Origin of the sequence: Vannielia sp. (assembly GCF_029212645.1) — a bacterium.
Classification (GTDB): domain Bacteria; phylum Pseudomonadota; class Alphaproteobacteria; order Rhodobacterales; family Rhodobacteraceae; genus Vannielia.
This window is the reverse complement of sequence record NZ_JARGND010000012.1, coordinates 56,709-75,742: the sequence shown is the minus strand read 5'-3', so window position 1 is coordinate 75,742 and position 19,034 is coordinate 56,709. Positions and strand designations below refer to the sequence as shown.

The following is a 19,034-nucleotide window of genomic DNA, read 5'->3' as shown; positions in this document are numbered from 1 at the left end:
GGGTGTCGGGGTGCCATTCGCGAAAGTCCTTCAGGTCCTGCGCGGTGTATTGTTCGTGTACGATACAGGCACCGTCCCACCAGACGATCCGCTTTTCCGGAACTTGCTTTGCGATGTTCTGTGCCAGGTACTTATCCGGCGTCATGATGACCGTATCACTGTCCAGGCCACGCACGATCTGGGCCGCGTTGGAGGAGGTGCAGCAGATGTCGGATGCCGCCTTCACCTCGGCAGTGGTGTTCACATAAGTCACCACCGGCGCACCGGGGTATTTGGCGCGCATTTCCGCGATCCCCGCAGGGGTGATGCTTTCGGCCAACGAACAGCCAGCCTCCATATCGGGGATCAACACGATCTTGGAGGGGTTCAGGATTTTTGAGGTCTCGGCCATGAAATGCACGCCGCATTGCACGATAATATCCGCCTCGACCTTGGTCGCTTCGATCGCCAGTTGCAGGCTGTCTCCAACGACGTCCGCGATGCCGTGATAGATTTCCGGCGTCATGTAGTTATGCGCAAGAATGACCGCGTTGCGCTCTTTCTTCAACTTGTTGATTGCGGCGACATAGGGCGCGAAGATCGCCCAGTCCGGGGGCGAGACAACTCGGCTCATGTTGGCATAAACATGGGCATTGGTTTCGGCGATTTCCACGGAAGGGGTGAGATCGTAGCATTTAGCAAGTTCGGTGCGCAGTGTAATCTGGTCGAGCAAAGTGAGGTTTCCTCAGATTGTTTCGAAGAGCCGGGGATCGGCGGGGCCGTGCTTGGTGGGCGCCGGTTGCCGGGGTTCTAGGCTCAGGGTGACGTCAGGGCAAGATCATCTTTTCTTAGTATTTCGATTTTACATTATAACATGGTTAGGCGTCTGCGCATCTAAAGACGTCGCGTTCACGAGCTAATTCCGCTGGTTCCAGCCCGTTGTACCCAGTGCACAGCCAGTCGCAAAACGGGCCTTCAGCCGCCGCTAGGAGTCGTTGGACGTGAACATCACTATCGCGGCTGGCAAGGCCCGCCGCATCTGCTGATCCCCTTTCATGGCTTGCAAGCAAACCACTGCGGGGCCGTGCATGGCACGGGCTGTCGACTTTCAGGTCGCCGAATCCCAAGTCCGCATCGCAGGCGTGAACGGCTACGCCGCGCTCGGCATACCCGTCACAGAGGCCTTGGGATAAGTCCGGTCGGGAAAAGGAGAAGCTCGGCTGTCACCCGATTTACGCAACAGTGCCCCAGCAGCCCCACAAGGCTACCCGCCCAGCTTTGCATGCACTTCAGCAAGGTCAATCTCTCCGGTCGGCATCTTGTTTCCGGGGTTCTCGAAATCGTATTTGAACAGGTTGAAATCGCGTTTGTAGATTTCATAAACCAGATGCATCGAAAGGTCGTCAAAGTAGCCTTCCACCGGATGCGCCCGCTTCGGCCCATGTCCTTCACTCTCGTTAAACCGTGGAATCTCCTCAATATTTACTGGGTGGGGCGTTTCAATCGCCTCAAGAACCGATTGCATGCCATCGTTAAACTGCTCGGTCCAGAAGATGTTGTCATAGGTGCCGCCGTTCACGATGAACGTGCTCACATGCCCCGCCATGGCCGACCAGTGGATATCGGGGTCCATCGGGCGGCGCCAGCGAATGGTGTCGCGCGCAAACAGCAGGAAACGGCGGAATGATTTGATCTGGTCGAAGTCAAATTCGTCCTCCGGCGATCCCACCTCAATGCCGTATTTCTGGATCAGCATCGGCACCAGCTTGCCCCGATACCGGTTGCCGTTGCGCTGGATGCCGCAGATCTTGTCAAAGAAGCTCGAAAGGATGCGCGTGTAGGGGTTTCGCACGCAGGTAAAGGCGTAAGAGGCATGCGAGGTCACGTTATGTTCAATCAGCGGTTGGCTCTCTTCCTGCGCCCATTTGTGCAGCCCGGTGGTGCTGTCATGGATGTCACCGTCAAAAAACTCGCCATGATCTGAATAAAACATGATCTGTCCGATGGTCGAACAGGCGCATTTGGGCACCACACGATACACAACGCTTTCGCTCTCGGTCATCCAGGTGCCTGGAAAGCCCATATAAATTGCCTCCGAAGAATTCTTGCGCCAAAAGTTGACCCTTCGGCATCGCTCGTTTGGAAAAATACCTAGAAACCCTGTCTTTTCAATGATTGGTTACGTTAAAAGCCGTAAACAGTTGCAACGAAAACAGGCAGAGCGTTTCTGAGTTGGCCAAAATCGCCTTCATCCTTCTGTGTCACAAGGACCCTGACGCAGTTATCGCCCAGGCCGAAAGCCTGACGGCGGTGGGCGATTACATGTCGATTCACTTCGACGCCCGCGCCAAGCCCGAGCATTTCTCTCGCATCCACAGCGCGTTGAAAGACAATCCAAACGTCACCTTCGCGCAGAAGCGCATCAAGTGTGGCTGGGGCGAGTGGAGCCTTGTTCAGGCCACGCTGCACGCCGTTCAGGCCGCGGTTGATGCCTTCCCCCGCGCCACGCATTTTTACATGCTGTCGGGCGATTGTCTGGCGATCAAGTCCGCCGAATACGCCCATGCGTTTCTCGATCAGGATGATTGCGACTATATCGAAAGCTACGATTATTTCGCTTCCGACTGGATCAAGACCGGCATGAAGGAAGAGCGGCTGATTTACCGCCATTTCCTCAACGAACGCAAAACAAAGTGGTTGTTTTACAAAAGCTTGGAGATGCAAAAGCAGCTTGGCCTCCAGCGGGATGTGCCATCCGATCTACAGATGATGATCGGCTCTCAGTGGTGGTGCCTGCGTCGCCGCACGGTGGAGTGGGTGCTTGATTTCACCCGCCAACGCAAAGACGTGATGCGTTTTTTCCGCACCACCTGGATTCCGGATGAAACCTTCTTTCAGACCATCGTGCGCCACCTCGTGCCGGAGCATGAAATTCGTTGCCGCACCCTCACGTTTTTGATGTTCACTGACTACGGGATGCCGGTGACATTCTATAACGACCATTATGATCTGCTGCTGTCACAAGACTTCCTGTTTTCCCGGAAGATCAGCCCCGAAGCCTTGGAGCTGAAAAAGCGGTTGGGCAAGCTTTATGCGGCCGAAGGGGCGGAGTTCCAAATCTCCAATGAAGGCCGCCGCTTGTTTACCTTCCTCACCGGCCGTGGTCGCATTGGTCGCCGCTTCGCCCGCCGTTTCTGGGAGACGGAAGCCAGCCTTGGCCGAGGCCGTGAGTTGATGATCGTCGTGTGTAAAAAATGGCACGTTGCCAAGCGGTTACTGGAACACATCCGCAAGACCACCAATATCCCGGCGATTGAATATCTGTTCAATGAAGAGGGCACAGAGCTGCCTGATCTGGGAGGCATCCAAACCACCTTGGCCAAGCGCACCCGCCATAGGCGGGCGCTGATGCGGATGCTGTTTGATTACCACGACTCCGACCGCCTGATCATTTGTCTTGATCCATCAAATGTTGATCTGATGCAGGATTTCCATGCCGATAAATCAGTGACCAAATTCCTCGAAATCGAGTGTGATTTCACTGATGAATACCTTCTCGGCCACGCCCGCCGGGTTGGGTTGGCGGGCGATCAAACGCCGCAAGACACGCTGGAGCGGCTGCTACCCACGATCCGCTATGACATCGTGTTCGAAAACGAACGCATCCGTGATGCCGGGTTTGAGAACCTTGACCGTATTCGCGAAAGTGCCAAGGTCGAGGAAAACGTGCCGCCTTTGGCACGTTTCCTGGATATTCCAATTGATACGGCTTGGGAAATCGCCTCTCAGGACCATCTGTTTACCGACTGAACAAAAGGAAGCCGCCATGGGCTATGTCTATGATAGTGAGAACATTTTTGCCAAGATTTTACGAGGCGAAATTCCCAATAACACGGTGTTGGAAACCGAGCATAGCCTGGCCTTCCGTGATCTTTACCCACAGGCCCCGGTGCATGTGCTGGTGATCCCGAAGGGGCCATATGTGTGTTACGATCACTTCGCGCAGGAGGCGTCGGAGGCCGAGATCGTTGATTTCACCCGAACCGTTGGCAAGATTTGCACGATGGAGGGTGTGCAGGCGGGCGATGGCCCAGGCTGGCGCTTGATCTCCAATTCAGGTGAGCATGGCGTGCAGGAAGTGCCGCATCTGCATGTGCATGTGCTGGGCGGACGCGTCCTTGGCCGGATGCTTCAACCCGCTTGATCGGCAAGGCGCTGGTTTGAATGCTCCAGCGCCTCCAAGGCTGCACCCAACACCGCACGCGCCTGCGCCCAGTTCTCTGGCGTCGCAGCCGCGTATGCATCAAGCCCCGGAGCAGCGTTGACCTCCAGCACCACGGCATCCGAGAGCGCAGGGTCGGGGGTGATTACATCCACCCCGGCCCACCGCAACCCCAGGGCCGCTGCAGCCCTCACCGCCAGCGCGGCGATATCGGGGTGCATTTCTACCGCCTTCACCTCGGCCCCTTGCGACAGGTTCTTCGGCTTGCCCTCTGCGCTAACCCGCTCATAGCTCAAGGCCACGCGTCCCTCCAGCACCATAACCCGCAGCTCCCGCCCCGGCTGGTGCGCCTGAAGCAGTACATGCCGCCCCCCGGCGCGCAGCGGCCCCAGCGCAACTTTCAGAGCGGTCAAATCCGTGGCCTGAGTCACCCCTTCGCCACCATGCCCCTCGTTCGGCTTAACCCAGATCGGAAAGCCCGCCTCCTCGCGGGCCCAATTCAGGGAAGGGCCCGGCTCTCGTCCGGCCAATAAAATTACGTGCTCGGGCACTTGGATACCTGCGTAGCCCAGCACCTTCGCCGCATAATCCTTGTCGCCCGCCAACCGCGCGGCAGCATCGCCATTGAGCCCAAGCGCGGCGCCGTGCACCGGATGTGCCCGCCCGTCAGCGCCGACAAAAAAGGCAAAACGTCCGTGAAACGGCTCCGCCAAAACCCGGCCCCCACGCGCTAGCGCAGCCTCGGCAAGCAAACGCAAAAATGGCCGCATCCCCTTTGTGGGCGCAACAAGCCAGCCCGCCTTCTCAATCATTGCCGCTGCGCACTTGCGTGGCCCCCTTATCGTGCTATTTTCGCCCCGAATTCGCAGCGCAGTCTGCCCTGCCAAGCCGCGCCCAGCAAGGAGTGACCTTATGCCCATCAACCCGCCAGAAACCGAAGTGGTGAGCACTTGGCGTGTCGCCTGTGATGGCGGCGAAGGGGCACTTGGCCACCCTCGCGTTTGGCTGAGCCTGAGCCATGAAACCGGTGAGGTTGAGTGCGGCTATTGCGATAAGCGCTTCATCCACGAGAGCTTTGCCAAGAAAGCCAGCTAAGCCCCTTACGGCTTGAAAACCTCGGCAAACTGCGCCCGTAGTGCTGCCTTTTGCACCTTGCCCATGGTATTGCGCGGCAGGGCTCTAGCCAGTTCCATATGGCGCGGATGCTTGAAGCGGGCCAGCGATCCTGCCAGCGCAGTTTCAATCTGCGCAAGGTCTGGCAACGCGCCGGGCAGGGGCACCACAACCGCCACTGGGCTTTCACCAAAGTCGGGGTGCGGCGCGCCAATGACCGCGCTTTCCAACACGCCGGGCTGATCGTCGATCACCGCTTCGATTTCTTTGGGATAGATGTTGTAACCCCCCGAGATAATAAGGTCTTTCCCTCGCCCGACGATGCTCACATAGCCCTTGGAATCCATCACGCCCAGGTCACCGGTGATAAACCATCCATTCGGGCGCAGTTCAGCGGCGGTTTTTTCGGGCATTTGCCAATAACCCCGAAAAACGTTCTCGCCCCGCACCTCGATCATCCCTACTTCGCCCTGCGCCAGTTCTTCGCCGCTCTCAGGATCGCAGACCTTCAGCTCGACCCCCGGCAGCGGCGGCCCTACCGTGCCTGCCACCCGCTCGCCGTCATAGGGGTTTGAGGTGAGCATGTTGGTTTCGGTCATGCCGTAACGCTCAAGAATGCGGTGTCCGGTGCGGGCCTCAAAGGCGCGGTGCGTTTCGGCCAACAGCGGGGCAGACCCGGAAATGAATAGCCGCATATGGCCTGCAAGGGCGCCGTTGAAACGCGGATCATCCAGCAAGCGGGTGTAAAAGGTTGGCACGCCCATCATGGCGGTGGCGTGGGGCAAGGATTGCAGCACCTTCTCCAGGTCAAACTTTGGCAGCCAGATCATTGGCGCCCCGGCCAGAAGCGCCACATTGCAGGCCACAAACAGCCCGTGAGTGTGGAAAATCGGCAGCGCGTGCAGCAGCACATCGGATTCGGTGAAGTGCCACGCCTCAACCAGCGTTTGCGCATTGGCCAGTAGGTTGCGATGCGAGATCATCGCCCCTTTTGAGCGCCCGGTGGTGCCAGACGTGTAGAGGAAGGCGGCAAGATCATCAGGTGCGCGCTCCACCACCGGCGCATCACTTGGCTGGGCCTCGGCCAGACCGGCAAAGCTGCCGCCCGTGTCACTCAGGCTTTCAACGCGGGCCAGTTGCTCAATCCCTTTGAGCGCCTCGTGCTTTGCCGGATCACACAAGAACAGCCGCGCGCCAGAGTTCTCAATGAAATAGGCAAGTTCAGCCTCGGTGTATCCTGTGTTCAGTGGCAAGAACACCAGCCCGGACCGGATGCACGCGGCCACCAGCGCGAGCGTCTCCGGCGATTTTTCAAGTTGAATCGCCACCCTGTCACCCGGCTCCAGCCCCATCGCCGTGAGCGTATTGGCAAAGCGCCCAGCCATGGCGGAAAAGCCTGCGTTGGTGAGCAGGACGGTGCCATCCGGGTTGAGCAGGAAGGGGGTATCTGATCCCTCGTAGGGGGCAAAAAGGGCGTCGTGCAGTGGATTGGTCATCAAGCAGTCTCCGGTGCGGTGCGCGGTGGTTGCGGCGTCAGGCGGCGGTATTTTCGCCAAGGCCCGAAAGGGCGCGGATCGCTTCAAGCACCGGGCCCATCCCCTCATCATGGCGCAGCGCGGTAAAGAAGAAGGGCCGCCCTGCGCGCATCCTGGCCGCATCCCGCTCCATAACCTCGAGCGAGGCACCAACGTGTGGCGCGAGATCGGTTTTGTTGATCACAAGAATATCCGACCGGGTGATCGCGGGCCCACCCTTGCGCGGGATTTCTTCGCCCGCAGCCACGTCGATCACATAGATTGTCAGATCAGCAAGCTCGGGCGAGAAGGTGGCTGAAAGGTTATCGCCTCCGCTTTCGATCAACACGGCCTCAAGGCCCGGATGGCGGCCTTGCATCTCGGCAACTGCCGCCAGGTTGATCGAGGCATCCTCACGGATCGCCGTGTGCGGGCATCCGCCGGTCTCTACGCCGATGATGCGGTCGGCGGGCAAAACTTGCGCTCTGGTTAGTGCCTCGGCATCTTCGCGGGTGTAGATATCATTGGTGATGACACCGATGGAGTGCATCGGGCTGAGGGCACGGGCAAGAGCGCCTGTCAGGGTGGTTTTGCCCGCCCCAACCGGCCCGCCGATCCCAATACGAAGCGGTCCGTTTAGCTGTGTCATGTGAGAGGTCCTGTGATGTGAGTGGCGCTTGCATTCATGCTGTGCGGCCCGTGCCAAATGCAGCGAATTTGATGGCGGAGGGAAGGGCGGGGCAGCAGGCTGGGTCATTTCGGCGCGAGTGTTCCCTACCTTGCGGCGGGGTGCAAGACGGCAACGTGGCCCATTGATTGGCCGGATACACAGACGGGGAGGTGCTCGCCCATGGGCTGGGGTGCGTCGCCTTGGAGATTGTTTCCGTTTAGCATGACACAGTATTTTTGCCTCCGGCGGGGATATTTGGGGAGCATTGAGAGGGTTAAGAGCGAAACAGCCGGGAGTACTGCGTTTCATGGCGCATTGCCGCGATGTCGGCGGCGAAACTTTGGGAGCTGATCTCATCGAGCGGTATGGAGAGGGCCGATTTTGCGACTTCAGGGCATAGCTCGGTTAGCCGGGAGAGGATGGCTTGGGCGTGGGTTTGGCCCAAGGGCACCAGCCGGGAGGCGGCGGAGGTGAGAGCGGCGGCGAAGGCTTGCAGGTAGAGCGTGGCTGTGAGGTCAAGCGGCAGATCATGCAGCGCGCCAGCATGGCCCAGGGCCACCGGGTAGCATAGTGCGGGCAGCCTGCCGCCGGGCCAGACATCGGACACAGTGCGCGCGAAAGCGGTGCCTTGCTCAAGCGTTTCCGCCAGCCGCTCGGCAGAGGGGGCCATGGCACGGGCGATGGCATCAACCTCGCTGACTTCACTTGGTTTAGCGCGGTATGCGGCGGCTAGAAGTACTGCATCAGCCCATCCGCCGCCTAGGGTCAGCACGCCGCGCAGCCAGTCTTCGACCGTATCCGCTGTGACCTGATCTTCGTTCAACGCGGCTTCCAGCCCGTGGGACCACGCAAAAGCGCCAATTGGAAAGGCTGGCGAAAGCCATTGCGTGAGCCGCAGGATTTGCGCCTCAGTGGCCATGGTTGTGCGTGTGTTTGCCGTGCGAATGGGCAGTCGGTTCATCAGGGCCGTGGCTGGCGCTATGATCATGGCCATGGGTGCGCCCGTGCCCATAGGCTCCGCCTTCAGGGGTGAAGGGCTCATCCACTTCGGCAAGTTGCGCTCCGAGGCGCGTAAGCATATCGAGCAGAACGTGATCGCGCTGAATTAGCAGCCGATGCGGCTCGATCTGGCAGGGGGTGTGGCGGTTGCCTATGTGCCAGGAGAGCTGGGGCAGGGCCGCGCCGCGTACCTCCAACAGCGGCTCCACGGCGGCCTCAATAGCGATGAGGCGGCCATCGCCACACTCCAGCGCATCGCCAGCCTCAAGCGATGTGGTTTGGGGAAGGTCAATCATCACCCGCGTGCCCGACTCGGTGGTCAGCACCTTGCGGCGCAAAAACCGCGCCTCATAGCTCAGACGAATGCGCTCCTGCGCTTTGTCGGCTTGGCCGGATCGGATGGATTGCGCGGTTAAAAGGGGGGGCATGGCAAGCTCTTTCGGCGGACATTGAGCGCCCAGGGTAAGCTTGCGGGGGAGCGGAAGCAATCGTTCGACCAGCATTATGCGCGCGGTGATAGAATGCCGGTCATGGAGGGGGCCGACTTGGATGAGCGCACCGAAGATTCGATCTCCGATGCGCCCGCTCATTCGGCGACTGACCAGATCTTGCCGGTCAAGTATAGAGAAGATCGCGGAACACGTACCGCGGGATATCTGCACGTTGCAGGCCCAGTTCGGCCAGTTCCTGATCGCTTTTGGCGTCGAGGGCCTGGATTTGATCGATCCTCGATCGGCGCTCCACATAAGCGTTAAAGCTTTGGCCAAGGCCTGCGAAAAAGCTGCCGATCCACGCGCGTAGGCTCGGTAGTGGAATGGTGTTTGCTGTCGTTTGTGCCATCTGTTGGAAACCTCTGATGAGCGTACTTTCGGGTTTCCTCCCATGCACTGAAGCTAACACTCCTAATGCGGTTAGGTAGCGGCGTCTACGCAAACCACCCATGAGTATGCTGCATCGCAGCATTCGTATGTGGCGAGCAGGCCAAGGCGGATTAACCGCTCTTTTACAGAGACGCGCCAGTATGAAGCTATCAAACACGCCGAATCGCAGCAATTTGTGACCGCCGCTTAAGCCCCTAATGCGCTTGCCGCTGCGCTGGGTGCGATCCGTGAGCAAATTGGGATGTTGAAAGGGTGGGAGGCGGATCTGCAGGCCGCGCTCATTTCGGCCCACGCAAACGGAGCGATTGAGGGCATGAAATACATGGCTACTGTTGCTGAACATGAGCGCCGGGTGTTCCATAGCACTTGTTTGCCGGCCTATATCCGCGATGATCCAGCCTTTTACAGACTGTCACGCAGCCATGTGGTGGAGGTGAAAAGGGCGGCAAGGCCGGTGCGCTTGTCGCCTGCCCAGGAAGACGATTTTGAGGTGATCGAACGCGAAAGCCCTGCATTTTCGCGCTTGGGCGATCCCGTCAGCATCACAGCCGGTCAGGCCGAGGCCGATCACCCGATCAGAACAGGAAGTAGCGCTGGGCCATCGGCAGTTCTTCGGCAGGTTCACAGGTGAGCAACTCCCCGTCTGCACGCACCTCATAGGTTTCGGGATGGACTTCGATCTTTGGCATCGCGTCATTCAGCTTCAGGTCGGCCTTGCCGATGCCCCGCGTGGTCTTCACCGCCAGCAAATCGCGGGACAGGCCAAGGCTTTCCCGGAGCCCACCGTCAATTGCGGCCTGGCTCACAAAGTTGACGCCCGAGCGCTCCACAGCCCGGCCCATCGCGCCAAACATCGGACGGGTGTAAACCGGTTGTGGCGTTGGGATAGAGGCATTCGGATCGCCCATTTGCGCAACCGCGATCATCCCGCCAAGCAGCACCATCTCTGGTTTCACGCCAAAGAACGCCGGGTCCCACAGCACCAGGTCGGCGCGTTTGCCCACGTCGATTGAGCCGATCTCGTGGCTCATCCCATGCGCGATTGCCGGGTTGATCGTGTATTTCGCCACATAGCGCCGGGCTCGGAAGTTGTCGTTTTCGCCGGTCTCTTCAGCAAGCCGCCCGCGCTGTTTCTTCATCTTGTCAGCGGTTTGCCATGTGCGGATAATCACCTCACCCACCCGGCCCATCGCCTGGCTGTCGCTCGCGATGATCGAAAACGCGCCCATATCGTGCAGAATATCCTCGGCGGCGATGGTTTCGCGCCGGATACGGCTTTCAGCAAAGGCCACATCTTCAGGGACCCGTTTATCGAGGTGATGGCAAACCATCAGCATGTCGAGATGCTCTTCCAGCGTGTTCACCGTAAACGGGCGCGTTGGGTTGGTCGAGGAGGGCAGCACATGCGGCTCGCCGCAGATTTTGATGATGTCCGGCGCATGGCCACCGCCCGCACCCTCGGTGTGAAAGGCGTGGATCGTGCGGCCCTTCATCGCGCCTACGGTATTTTCCACAAAGCCGCTTTCGTTGAGCGTGTCGGTGTGGATCATCACCTGCACATCCATCTGATCGGCGACGGTGAGGCAGCAATCAATCGCCGCAGGGGTGGTGCCCCAATCCTCGTGCAGTTTCAGCGAACAGGCACCGCCCTTCACCATTTCTTCCAGCGCGCCGGGCAGACTGGCGTTGCCTTTGCCCGCGAGGCCAATGTTCATGGGCACGCCATCAAGCGCCTGAAGCATCCGCCCCAAATGCCACGGCCCCGGTGTGCAGGTGGTGGCCAATGTGCCGTGGGCCGGGCCGGTGCCGCCGCCCAGCATGGTGGTGGTGCCAGAGTGCAGCGCATCATCAATTTGTTGCGGGCAGATGAAGTGGATATGGCTGTCAAAGCCGCCTGCTGTCAGGATTTTGCCTTCGCCGGCAATCGCCTCTGTGCCGGGGCCAACGATGATATCCACGCCCGGTTGGGTATCGGGATTGCCCGCCTTGCCGATGGCGGCGATCCGCCCGTCACGCAGGCCAATGTCGGCCTTGAAAATCCCGGTATGGTCCAGCACCAGCGCATTGGTGATTACGGTGTCAACCGCGCCCTCGGCCCGCGTGGCCTGCGATTGGCCCATGCCATCGCGGATCACCTTGCCGCCGCCAAATTTCACCTCCTCGCCATAGGTGGTTAAGTCCTTTTCCACCTCGATGATCAGGTCCGTGTCGGCCAATCGTACCCGATCACCGGTGGTGGGGCCAAACATGGCGGCATAGTCAGAGCGAGAGATGCTGGTGGCCATCGGCGCTTATCCCTTGGCTGGGCCGCGACGGGCGAGGCGGCGCTGGTTTGATTTGGTCTTGTGGCGCAGGGGCCGCAGTGTGGCCGCAGCCGTTGCAACGTGGTTATTGCCGCTGACAGGCCCCCAAAATGCTGCACCGGCGGCCTGGGCAAAGGCGCTTTGCTTTTCGCTGATCATCCGCGCGTTTTCGCTGGGCGCAACAGACCAAAACCCCATCATGCCAAGGCTGCGCATCCAGATAACGGTGCTGGCCTCCCAAGCCATCATCATGGCCTCGCTCTGCACCTTCATCAGGGTGAGGGGATCTGGCGTGAAGGCGCGGCGGCTCATAACGCCCCCATGACGTTTTGGTTGAAGCCATAAACCTTGCGAGCGCCCCCCAGGGGGATCAAAGCCACCTCGCGGCGCTGCCCCGGCTCAAAGCGCACAGCAGTGCCGGGCGCGATGTCCAAGCGTGTGCCATAGGCGGCGTCGCGGTCAAAATCGAGCGCCGGGTTGGTCTCGGCAAAGTGGTAATGGCTGCCCACCTGCACCGGGCGGTCGCCGGTGTTGGCCACCATGAGCGTTATCGCCTCGCGGCCTTCGTTCAGGGTAATATCCCCCTGCGCAACGATCACCTCGCCGGGGATCATTTGCGCGCCTTTCCGGCGATGTGGCGCAGCGTGAGCACCGCCGCCGTTGAGATAAGCACCACGCCCGCCACGAGTGGCACGGCCGACGAGCCTTCTGCATGCGGGTGCAAATGCGCGCCGGAGTGCGCGAGGGCAGGGGAGGCGGCCACGGTGACCATGAGCAGTGTGAACGCGTGTTTCATCGGTTCGGTCCTTTTAGCGAATGGGGTTGTGCACGGTGACCAGCTTTGTGCCGTCCGGGAAAGTGGCCTCAACCTGCACCTCGTGGATCATCTCCGGGATGCCTTCCATGCATTGATCGGCGCGCACCACCTCAGCGCCCGCCTCCATCATATCCGCAACCGAACGGCCATCACGGGCGCCTTCAACCACGGCGTCGGTGATCAACGCAATGGCTTCGGGATAGTTCAGCTTCACGCCACGGGCGAGCCGCTTTCGGGCCACCTCGGCAGCCATGGCGATGAGGAGCTTATCCTTTTCGCGGGGGGTGAGCTGCATGGTCTATAGTCTCCAGGATCGGGGCAGGGTGTTTCCGGTCAGCCGGTCGAGCACCGGCAAAAGGCGCTGGCGCAACGCAAAGCCATCGCTGGCAAGCACGCGCGCCACCAGCGTGTCTGGTGCAATCAGCGAGACCCCGGCAAGCGGGTCATCGGCCCACATCGCGCGGATACGGTCGCGCTCTGCCTCTGCGTTCGGGGCCACATAGGCGACCAGGGCCATCGCCCGTGCGCCGCGCCCTACCGCAGGGTTGTCCATTTGCGCGGCAAGGTCTCCGCTCAGCCGTGTTGCATCAATAAACAGCTCTCGCCCGTCGCGGAATATCTCCACACGGTCCGCGAAAAAGGCCTGCGTGACGGCTTCGCCCATCGCCGCACGCCCAAGGATGATTGGCTCGCAGAGCAAAAGCTGCGCATCCGCCGCCAGATCAACCCGCAAATGCCGCCGCAGTGCCGAACATTGAAAAAGGATCGTCTCTTGCGGCAACCATTCAAGCCGCCCGCCTGCTTCCGCCACCAGCCGCACTTTCAATTCACCAACCTCACCGGGTTGGGCGCGGTAGGCGCGTTCGCAAGCTTGCGTGGTAAGCGTTAGCGCTGCGCCCGCTTCGGCGTGCGCCTCGATGGTAAACCGGTCTCCGCCCGTGATTCCGCCCGCTGAGTTGACGATCATCGCTTGCAGCGCGCTGCCATCGCGATGAGGAAAGAGCAGCTTCAGCGCGCCCTCCATCCGCAAAGCGCCCAGCTTTCCGCCCGGTTGGGCGGAAACCCTGGCCGCGCCTCTCGCCCTTGGCTGGCGAGGCAGGGCACGGGCTGGCGCTATTTCTGCGACGATGGTGATCGTGGGCTCCTCAACGGGTCTATATGCTCGGCTGTTTGACCACGCAGCTTGGCGACTTGCCATATCCGCCGCTCATTCCAGCCCCTACGTCAAGCTGGCCGCCCAAAAAAGCGCCGCCAATCACATTTTTCGCTTAACCTTTAAGCAAAGCATCGCGACGCCCCGCTTTCCGCCCGTCAGGAAATTGCGAGTCAGCCGATCTCCACCAAAGAGTGACAGCGCTCCAAACGGCGAAACATTGGTTCGCTTTCGGGGTGCGCTATGGCCTGGAAGACCCGGGAATATGGCGCTCGGTTTAAAACGAAACGAATTCAGGAAGTTACGGGGCCGCTCGCCTCCGCCGCATCCGACAGAGGGACCTACACTATGAGCCTTTTCAAGAAATCTGCTGCCAGCGTTCTCGCCCTTGGCCTCACCGCCGGGGCCGCCGCCGCGCAAGACGTTTCCTGCCCGATCAAGGTCGGCGTGCTGCACTCGCTCTCCGGCACCATGGCCATTTCCGAAACCACGCTGAAAGAGACCATGGAGATGCTGGTCGCCGCGCAAAACGAGAAGGGCGGCCTCTTGGGCTGTGATCTCGAAGCGGTGGTGGTTGACCCGGCCTCCGACTGGCCGCTCTTTGCCGAAAAAGCCCGTGAATTGCTGACCGTCCACGAAGTAGACGTGATCTTTGGCAACTGGACCTCGGTTTCCCGCAAATCCGTGCTGCCCGTGATCGAAGAGTTGAACGGCCTGCTCTTTTACCCGGTTCAGTATGAGGGCGAAGAAAGCTCGAAGAACGTGTTTTACACCGGTGCCGCCCCCAACCAGCAGGCCATCCCGGCCACCGATTACTACCTCGAAGAACTGGGCGTTGAGAAATTCGCGCTGCTGGGCACCGACTATGTGTACCCCCGCACCACCAACAACATCCTCGAAAGCTACCTGAAAGGTAAGGGTATCGCGGCTGAGGATATCTTCGTCAACTACACGCCCTTCGGCCACTCCGACTGGTCCAAGATCGTGTCTGACGTTGTTGCACTTGGCGCTGACGGCAAAAAGGTTGGGGTGATTTCCACCATCAACGGCGATGCCAACATCGGCTTCTACAAGGAGTTGGCTGCGCAGGGCATTTCCGCCGAAGACATTCCCGTGGTGGCCTTCTCGGTGGGTGAAGAAGAACTCGCCGGCCTCGACACCTCTAACCTCGTCGGCCACCTCGCCGCGTGGAACTACTTCATGTCTGCCGACACCGAGGCGAACGCTGAATTCATCGGCAAATGGCACGAGTTCATCGGCTCGACAGACCGCGTCACCAACGACCCGATGGAAGCGCACTACATTGGCTTCAACATGTGGGTAAACGCGGCCACCGAAGCTGGCTCCACCGATGTAGACCCAGTGCGTGAGGCGATGTGGGGCCAGGAATTCCCCAACCTGACAGGCGGAACGGCTGTGATGGGCGTGAACCATCACCTCTCCAAGCCGGTTCTGATCGGTGAAATCCGCGCCGACGGCCAGTTCGATATCATCTCCGAGACAGATCCTGTCCCCGGCGATGCCTGGACCGATTTCCTGCCCGAGTCGGCCGTTCTGAAGTCGGATTGGAAAGACCTCGAATGCGGCATGTACAACACCGAAACCTCGACCTGCGTTCAGATCGAAAGCAACTACTGATCGCATTCCGGTGATCCGGGCCAGCGCCGCCTTATGTGGCGCTGACCCCCTGATCTTAGGGTGTGGGCGGATGATCCGCCCCGCCCGCAACCCGACCTTACCCATCCTCGCGCGGACATCCCCATGATACGGTGCCTCACGGCCTTCGCCCTCGCGGCGCTCCTTTGCCTCACCATCGCGCCTGCGCTGCAAGCCCAGGAAAATGGGCCGCTTCAGGCGGCGCTTCAGGAGAATGCCGCGCAAATCGCCAAACCCAGCCGCCGCACGATCGGCCCGGTGATAGACGCGCTGGCAGACTCCGGCCTTGATGGGATGCAGCAGGTGCTGGAAATCTGGGAGGCGCGTAACCTGTGGCAACGCAAGGAAGACGGGCTGTTCTTTGAGGGCAAAAAGGGGCCAGATCGCACGATCATCCTCACTGACCTCGACAGCGGTGCCGAGCTTGCCCCCGTGCCCTCCGATGCAGTGAAAAACCTCAAGCCAAACAGTGGCGTGCGCGGCCTCATCGCATCGGCGCTCGTGCGCTTCCAACTGCTAGACCCAAATATCGCCCGCCGGAGTGACGCGCTGGAGGCTATTGGCCGCAACCCCGATCCCTCGCAACTCACCCCCTTACGTGCCTCGATTGATGATGAGCCTGACCCCGCGCTAAAGGCGCAAAAGCGACGGCTTGAGCGGCTGCTCACCATTGCCTACGGCGATGATGACGCAGAGCGTGTCGCCGCCATTGAGGAGATGTCAGGTGATCTTGGCGTGGATGTCCGCGCCACGCTTAACCCCCTATTGGCCACCACCCTCCGGGTCGCGCCAGAGGGCAAGGTCGCCCCAAACACCAACATCGCCTATACGGTAAAGCCCGGCTCCGAAGACATCTCCATCGCCGAGGCCTATGATATGCTGGCCAAGGCAAAAGAGCTGCCGCCCCGCGCCGCTCCGGGGGATATTCTGGCGGCGCTCAACGACAATATCGTTGACGGCTCTGTTGCGGGCATCCCGGTTGGCGATCTCAACAATGACGCCACCCGAAACCGCGCCTATGCGGCCTTGATTGAGTCCGGCACGGTGCGGCCCGCCGTGACCGAAGCGCAAATTAGCGAAGCCCTCGATGGTGCGGTATTTTACGCGCAATACGCCGAAAATTCCCCCGTGGTTACGGATGCCGCGCAAAAGGCGCTGTCGCGGATCGAAACCAAAGTTGGCTTCAACACCTCGCTCGATCTTGGCCTTGATGCCCTGTCACTCGCCTCAATCTACTTCCTCGCCGCTATTGGCCTCGCCATCACCTTTGGCGTGATGGGGGTTATCAATATGGCGCATGGTGAGTTCATCATGATGGGTGCCTACACCGGCTACGTTGTGCAGCAGGTGATCCCCAACCACACCATCTCGATCCTGGTGGCGATCCCGCTGGCCTTTGCCGTAACCTTTGGCGCCGGGGTGGCAATGGAGCGGCTGGTGATCCGCTGGCTCTATAACCGCCCACTCGAAACGCTGCTTGCAACCTTCGGCATTTCCATCGCGCTCCAGCAACTCGCCAAAAACATCTTTGGCACCCAGGCTCGCCCGCTCACCGCGCCCGGTTGGCTTGATGGCGCATGGGCGATGAACGACGTGGTCTCGATCAGCTACATCCGCATCGCGATATTCGTGCTTGCCCTCATTTTCCTCGCCTTCTTCCTCTTCCTGATGAAGCGCACCCGCCTCGGGCTTGAAACTCGCGCCGTCACCCAAAACCCGCGCATGGCCGCGTCGATGGGGATCAACCCCGGCCGGGTGAACATGCTCACCTTCGGCCTCGGCTCCGGCATCGCGGGTATCGCGGGCGTGGCCATCGGACTATACGCCAAGGTCACTTCCGAAATGGGCAGCGATTACATCGTGCAAAGCTTCATGACGGTGGTCGTGGGCGGCGTTGGCAATATCTGGGGCACGCTGCTGGGCGCCACGATGATCGGCACGCTGCAAAAGGGCATCGAATGGCTCAACCCGTCCAACACGCTGGCGGCGCAGACCTACATGATTGTCTTCATCATCATCTTCATCCAGTTCCGCCCCCGAGGGATCATCGCCCTCAAGGGCCGCGCGGCGGGAGATTGATGTGATGCACCTGATCCCACCCGCCAAGCCTTCGCAGGAAAACAGCCGCCCGGAGACCACGACATGAGCCGCTCTTTCGTCATGCGTAACCCCTCGGTGCTGATCTTCCTGCTGTGCCTTGCGCTTTTCACACTCGGCGTCACCATCGCGTCTGAGGGCTTTGGCCTTGGCCTGATCTCCACCTCCTTCGTGAAGACCCTCGGCAAAACCCTTTGCCTCTGCCTCGTTGCCGTCGCGATGGACCTGATCTGGGGCTATTGCGGCATCCTCAGCCTTGGGCATTTCGCCTTTTTCGGGCTTGGCGGTTACATGATCGGCATGTGGCTGATGTATGAGCGCACCCGCCTCATCGTCACCGAAAGCATGGCCAATCAGGCGATTCCTCCAACGCCGCAAGAGGTGGTGGATGCCATCGGCACCCAAATCTTCGGCGTGGTCGGGTCGTCCGATTTCCCGCTCATCTGGTCCTTTGCCCATAGCCTCACGCTCCAGCTTATCCTCGTGGTGGCAGTCCCCGGCCTGCTGGCGCTGGTCTTTGGCTGGCTTGCCTTTCGCTCCCGCGTCGCTGGTGTTTATCTCTCGATCCTCACCCAGGCGATGACCCTCGCGCTCGCGCTCTACCTGTTTCAAAATGACAGCGGGTTGCGCGGCAACAACGGCCTTTCCGGACTGCAAAATCTCCCCGGCGTTTCGGCCAGCCAGGATATCGTCTCGGTCTGGTTCCTCTGGGCCTCTGCCGGGGCGCTGGCGCTGGGCTATCTGCTCGCAGCCTTCGTCGTTTCGGGTAAGTTTGGCTCGGTCATCAAAGGCATTCGCGATAACGAAGCCCGCGTGCGCTTCCTTGGCTACTCGGTCGAGGGCTACAAACTTGTGATGTTCACTCTCACGGCTTGCATCGCGGGGGTCGCCGGGGCGCTCTACTATCCGCAGGCCGGCATCATCAATCCGGCCGAAATTGCGCCCATCGCCTCGATCTACCTCGCCGCCTGGGTGGCGATTGGCGGGCGCGGGCGGCTATACGGCGCGGTGATCGGCGCGGCGGTCGTCAGCCTAGTTTCCAGCTTCTTCACCGGCGGTCAGGCACCTGATATTCCGCTCGGGTTCTACACCATCGCATGGGTTGATTGGTGGACCGTTCTGCTCGGCCTGTCCTTCGTGCTGGTCACCCTGTTCGCCCCAAAAGGCATCGGCGGGTTGTTTGATCTGCTCGCCCACCGCATGCGCCCTGATCGCCACGGCGCGGATTACGGCCCCGGCCAGGGTTCCAAGCGTGAAGTGGAGGGCCCCTGACCATGCCAACCCTGCTCGAAGTCTCCGGCGTTTCCGTCACATTCGATGGCTACCGCGCCATTCGCAACCTCAGCTTCAGCATCGGTGAAGGCGAGTTGCGGGCCATAATCGGCCCAAATGGCGCTGGCAAAACCACCTTCATGGATATCGTCACCGGAAAAACCAAGCCCGATGAAGGTCGGGTGATTTTTGGCGAAATGAGCCGCAACCTGATCGGCATGAATGAGGCAAAGATCGCCCAGGCCGGGATTGGCCGAAAATTCCAAAAGCCCACCGTGTTCGAAGACCAATCGGTGCGCGATAACCTCACCATGGCGCTGAAGAACAAGCGCACATGGGTGGCGGTCCTGTTTTGGAA

22 protein-coding genes and 1 pseudogene are annotated in these 19,034 nt (G+C 60.2%); 8 read left to right on the top strand and 15 right to left on the bottom strand.

Features of this window, described 5'->3' with window-relative positions; genetic code table 11:
• A partial coding sequence (locus tag P1U55_RS06105) for a quinolinate synthase (protein ID WP_301046642.1) occupies nucleotides 1-712 on the bottom strand: 712 nt, incomplete at its 3' end.
• Between the two features lie 355 nt (nucleotides 713-1,067).
• Between P1U55_RS06105 and P1U55_RS06100 the strand changes: the two are divergent.
• Nucleotides 1,068-1,172: pseudogene (locus P1U55_RS06100) on the top strand (IS5/IS1182 family transposase); the annotation flags it as partial.
• A gap of 71 nt (nucleotides 1,173-1,243) precedes the next feature.
• On the opposite strand, the gene P1U55_RS06095 reads toward P1U55_RS06100, so the two are convergent.
• Complete coding sequence (locus tag P1U55_RS06095; protein ID WP_301046641.1) at nucleotides 1,244-2,062, bottom strand: sulfotransferase family protein; 819 nt, start codon at nucleotides 2,060-2,062, stop codon at nucleotides 1,244-1,246.
• A gap of 149 nt (nucleotides 2,063-2,211) precedes the next feature.
• Between P1U55_RS06095 and P1U55_RS06090 the strand changes: the two genes are divergently transcribed.
• Entirely contained in the window at nucleotides 2,212-3,789 is a 1,578-nt protein-coding gene (locus P1U55_RS06090; protein ID WP_301046640.1) for a DUF5928 domain-containing protein, read from the top strand.
• A gap of 16 nt (nucleotides 3,790-3,805) precedes the next feature.
• Entirely contained in the window at nucleotides 3,806-4,183 is a 378-nt protein-coding gene (locus tag P1U55_RS06085) for an HIT domain-containing protein (RefSeq protein WP_301046639.1), read from the top strand.
• On the opposite strand, the gene P1U55_RS06080 is transcribed toward P1U55_RS06085, so the two are convergent.
• On the bottom strand, nucleotides 4,171-4,914 hold the full coding sequence (locus P1U55_RS06080; RefSeq protein WP_301046638.1) for a RimK family alpha-L-glutamate ligase: 744 nt from the start codon (nucleotides 4,912-4,914) through the stop codon (nucleotides 4,171-4,173). The two genes, P1U55_RS06085 and P1U55_RS06080, sit on opposite strands and share 13 nt — an antisense overlap.
• A gap of 199 nt (nucleotides 4,915-5,113) precedes the next feature.
• Here P1U55_RS06080 and P1U55_RS06075 point away from each other — a divergent pair, with 199 nt between their 5' ends.
• The gene (locus P1U55_RS06075; RefSeq protein WP_301046637.1) at nucleotides 5,114-5,296 is read left to right on the top strand and encodes a zinc-finger domain-containing protein; all 183 of its coding nucleotides are present in this window, start codon (nucleotides 5,114-5,116) and stop codon (nucleotides 5,294-5,296) included.
• 5 nt (nucleotides 5,297-5,301) lie between these two features.
• On the opposite strand, the gene P1U55_RS06070 is transcribed toward P1U55_RS06075, so the two are convergent.
• The 12 genes from P1U55_RS06070 to P1U55_RS06015 form a co-directional block, all read right to left on the bottom strand.
• On the bottom strand, nucleotides 5,302-6,810 hold the full coding sequence (locus tag P1U55_RS06070; RefSeq protein WP_301046636.1) for a malonyl-CoA synthase: 1,509 nt from the start codon (nucleotides 6,808-6,810) through the stop codon (nucleotides 5,302-5,304).
• A gap of 37 nt (nucleotides 6,811-6,847) precedes the next feature.
• Nucleotides 6,848-7,477: an urease accessory protein UreG gene (ureG, locus tag P1U55_RS06065; RefSeq protein ID WP_301046635.1), complete on the bottom strand. Its 630-nt coding sequence runs from the start codon at nucleotides 7,475-7,477 to the stop codon at nucleotides 6,848-6,850.
• A gap of 295 nt (nucleotides 7,478-7,772) precedes the next feature.
• Nucleotides 7,773-8,417, bottom strand: coding sequence for an urease accessory UreF family protein (locus tag P1U55_RS06060; protein ID WP_301046634.1), 645 nt, complete (start codon nucleotides 8,415-8,417; stop codon nucleotides 7,773-7,775).
• Nucleotides 8,407-8,925, bottom strand: coding sequence for an urease accessory protein UreE (gene ureE, locus P1U55_RS06055; protein WP_301046633.1), 519 nt, complete (start codon nucleotides 8,923-8,925; stop codon nucleotides 8,407-8,409). The genes P1U55_RS06060 and ureE overlap by 11 nt, the downstream gene beginning before the upstream one ends.
• Before the next feature lie 187 nt (nucleotides 8,926-9,112).
• Complete coding sequence (locus P1U55_RS06050) at nucleotides 9,113-9,337, bottom strand: hypothetical protein (protein WP_301046632.1); 225 nt, start codon at nucleotides 9,335-9,337, stop codon at nucleotides 9,113-9,115.
• A gap of 443 nt (nucleotides 9,338-9,780) precedes the next feature.
• Nucleotides 9,781-9,921: a hypothetical protein gene (locus P1U55_RS06045; protein ID WP_301046631.1), complete on the bottom strand. Its 141-nt coding sequence runs from the start codon at nucleotides 9,919-9,921 to the stop codon at nucleotides 9,781-9,783.
• A gap of 32 nt (nucleotides 9,922-9,953) precedes the next feature.
• Entirely contained in the window at nucleotides 9,954-11,663 is a 1,710-nt protein-coding gene (gene ureC, locus P1U55_RS06040) for an urease subunit alpha (protein WP_301046630.1), read from the bottom strand.
• Nucleotides 11,664-11,669: 6 nt separating this feature from the next.
• Complete coding sequence (locus P1U55_RS06035) at nucleotides 11,670-11,993, bottom strand: antifreeze protein (RefSeq protein WP_301046629.1); 324 nt, start codon at nucleotides 11,991-11,993, stop codon at nucleotides 11,670-11,672.
• Nucleotides 11,990-12,295, bottom strand: a complete 306-nt coding sequence (locus tag P1U55_RS06030; RefSeq protein ID WP_301046628.1) for an urease subunit beta — start codon at nucleotides 12,293-12,295, stop codon at nucleotides 11,990-11,992. The genes P1U55_RS06035 and P1U55_RS06030 overlap by 4 nt, the downstream gene beginning before the upstream one ends.
• The gene (locus tag P1U55_RS06025; RefSeq protein ID WP_301046627.1) at nucleotides 12,292-12,477 is read right to left on the bottom strand and encodes a hypothetical protein; all 186 of its coding nucleotides are present in this window, start codon (nucleotides 12,475-12,477) and stop codon (nucleotides 12,292-12,294) included. The genes P1U55_RS06030 and P1U55_RS06025 overlap by 4 nt, the downstream gene beginning before the upstream one ends.
• A gap of 13 nt (nucleotides 12,478-12,490) precedes the next feature.
• Nucleotides 12,491-12,793, bottom strand: coding sequence for an urease subunit gamma (locus P1U55_RS06020; protein WP_301046626.1), 303 nt, complete (start codon nucleotides 12,791-12,793; stop codon nucleotides 12,491-12,493).
• Nucleotides 12,794-12,796: 3 nt separating this feature from the next.
• Nucleotides 12,797-13,522, bottom strand: coding sequence for an urease accessory protein UreD (locus P1U55_RS06015; protein WP_301046625.1), 726 nt, complete (start codon nucleotides 13,520-13,522; stop codon nucleotides 12,797-12,799).
• Between the two features lie 477 nt (nucleotides 13,523-13,999).
• On the opposite strand from P1U55_RS06015, the gene urtA reads away from it, so the two are divergent.
• From urtA to P1U55_RS05995, 4 genes are all read left to right on the top strand, one after another.
• On the top strand, nucleotides 14,000-15,289 hold the full coding sequence (gene urtA, locus P1U55_RS06010; protein ID WP_301046624.1) for an urea ABC transporter substrate-binding protein: 1,290 nt from the start codon (nucleotides 14,000-14,002) through the stop codon (nucleotides 15,287-15,289).
• 123 nt (nucleotides 15,290-15,412) lie between these two features.
• Nucleotides 15,413-17,386 carry an urea ABC transporter permease subunit UrtB gene (urtB, locus tag P1U55_RS06005; RefSeq protein ID WP_301046623.1) on the top strand — a complete coding sequence of 658 codons (1,974 nt, stop codon included), beginning with the start codon at nucleotides 15,413-15,415 and terminating at the stop codon, nucleotides 17,384-17,386.
• Nucleotides 17,387-17,449: 63 nt separating this feature from the next.
• Nucleotides 17,450-18,676 carry an urea ABC transporter permease subunit UrtC gene (urtC, locus tag P1U55_RS06000; RefSeq protein WP_301046622.1) on the top strand — a complete coding sequence of 409 codons (1,227 nt, stop codon included), beginning with the start codon at nucleotides 17,450-17,452 and terminating at the stop codon, nucleotides 18,674-18,676.
• A 2-nt stretch (nucleotides 18,677-18,678) separates the two neighbouring features.
• The coding region (locus tag P1U55_RS05995) for an ATP-binding cassette domain-containing protein (protein WP_301046621.1) at nucleotides 18,679-19,034 on the top strand (356 nt) is incomplete at its 3' end.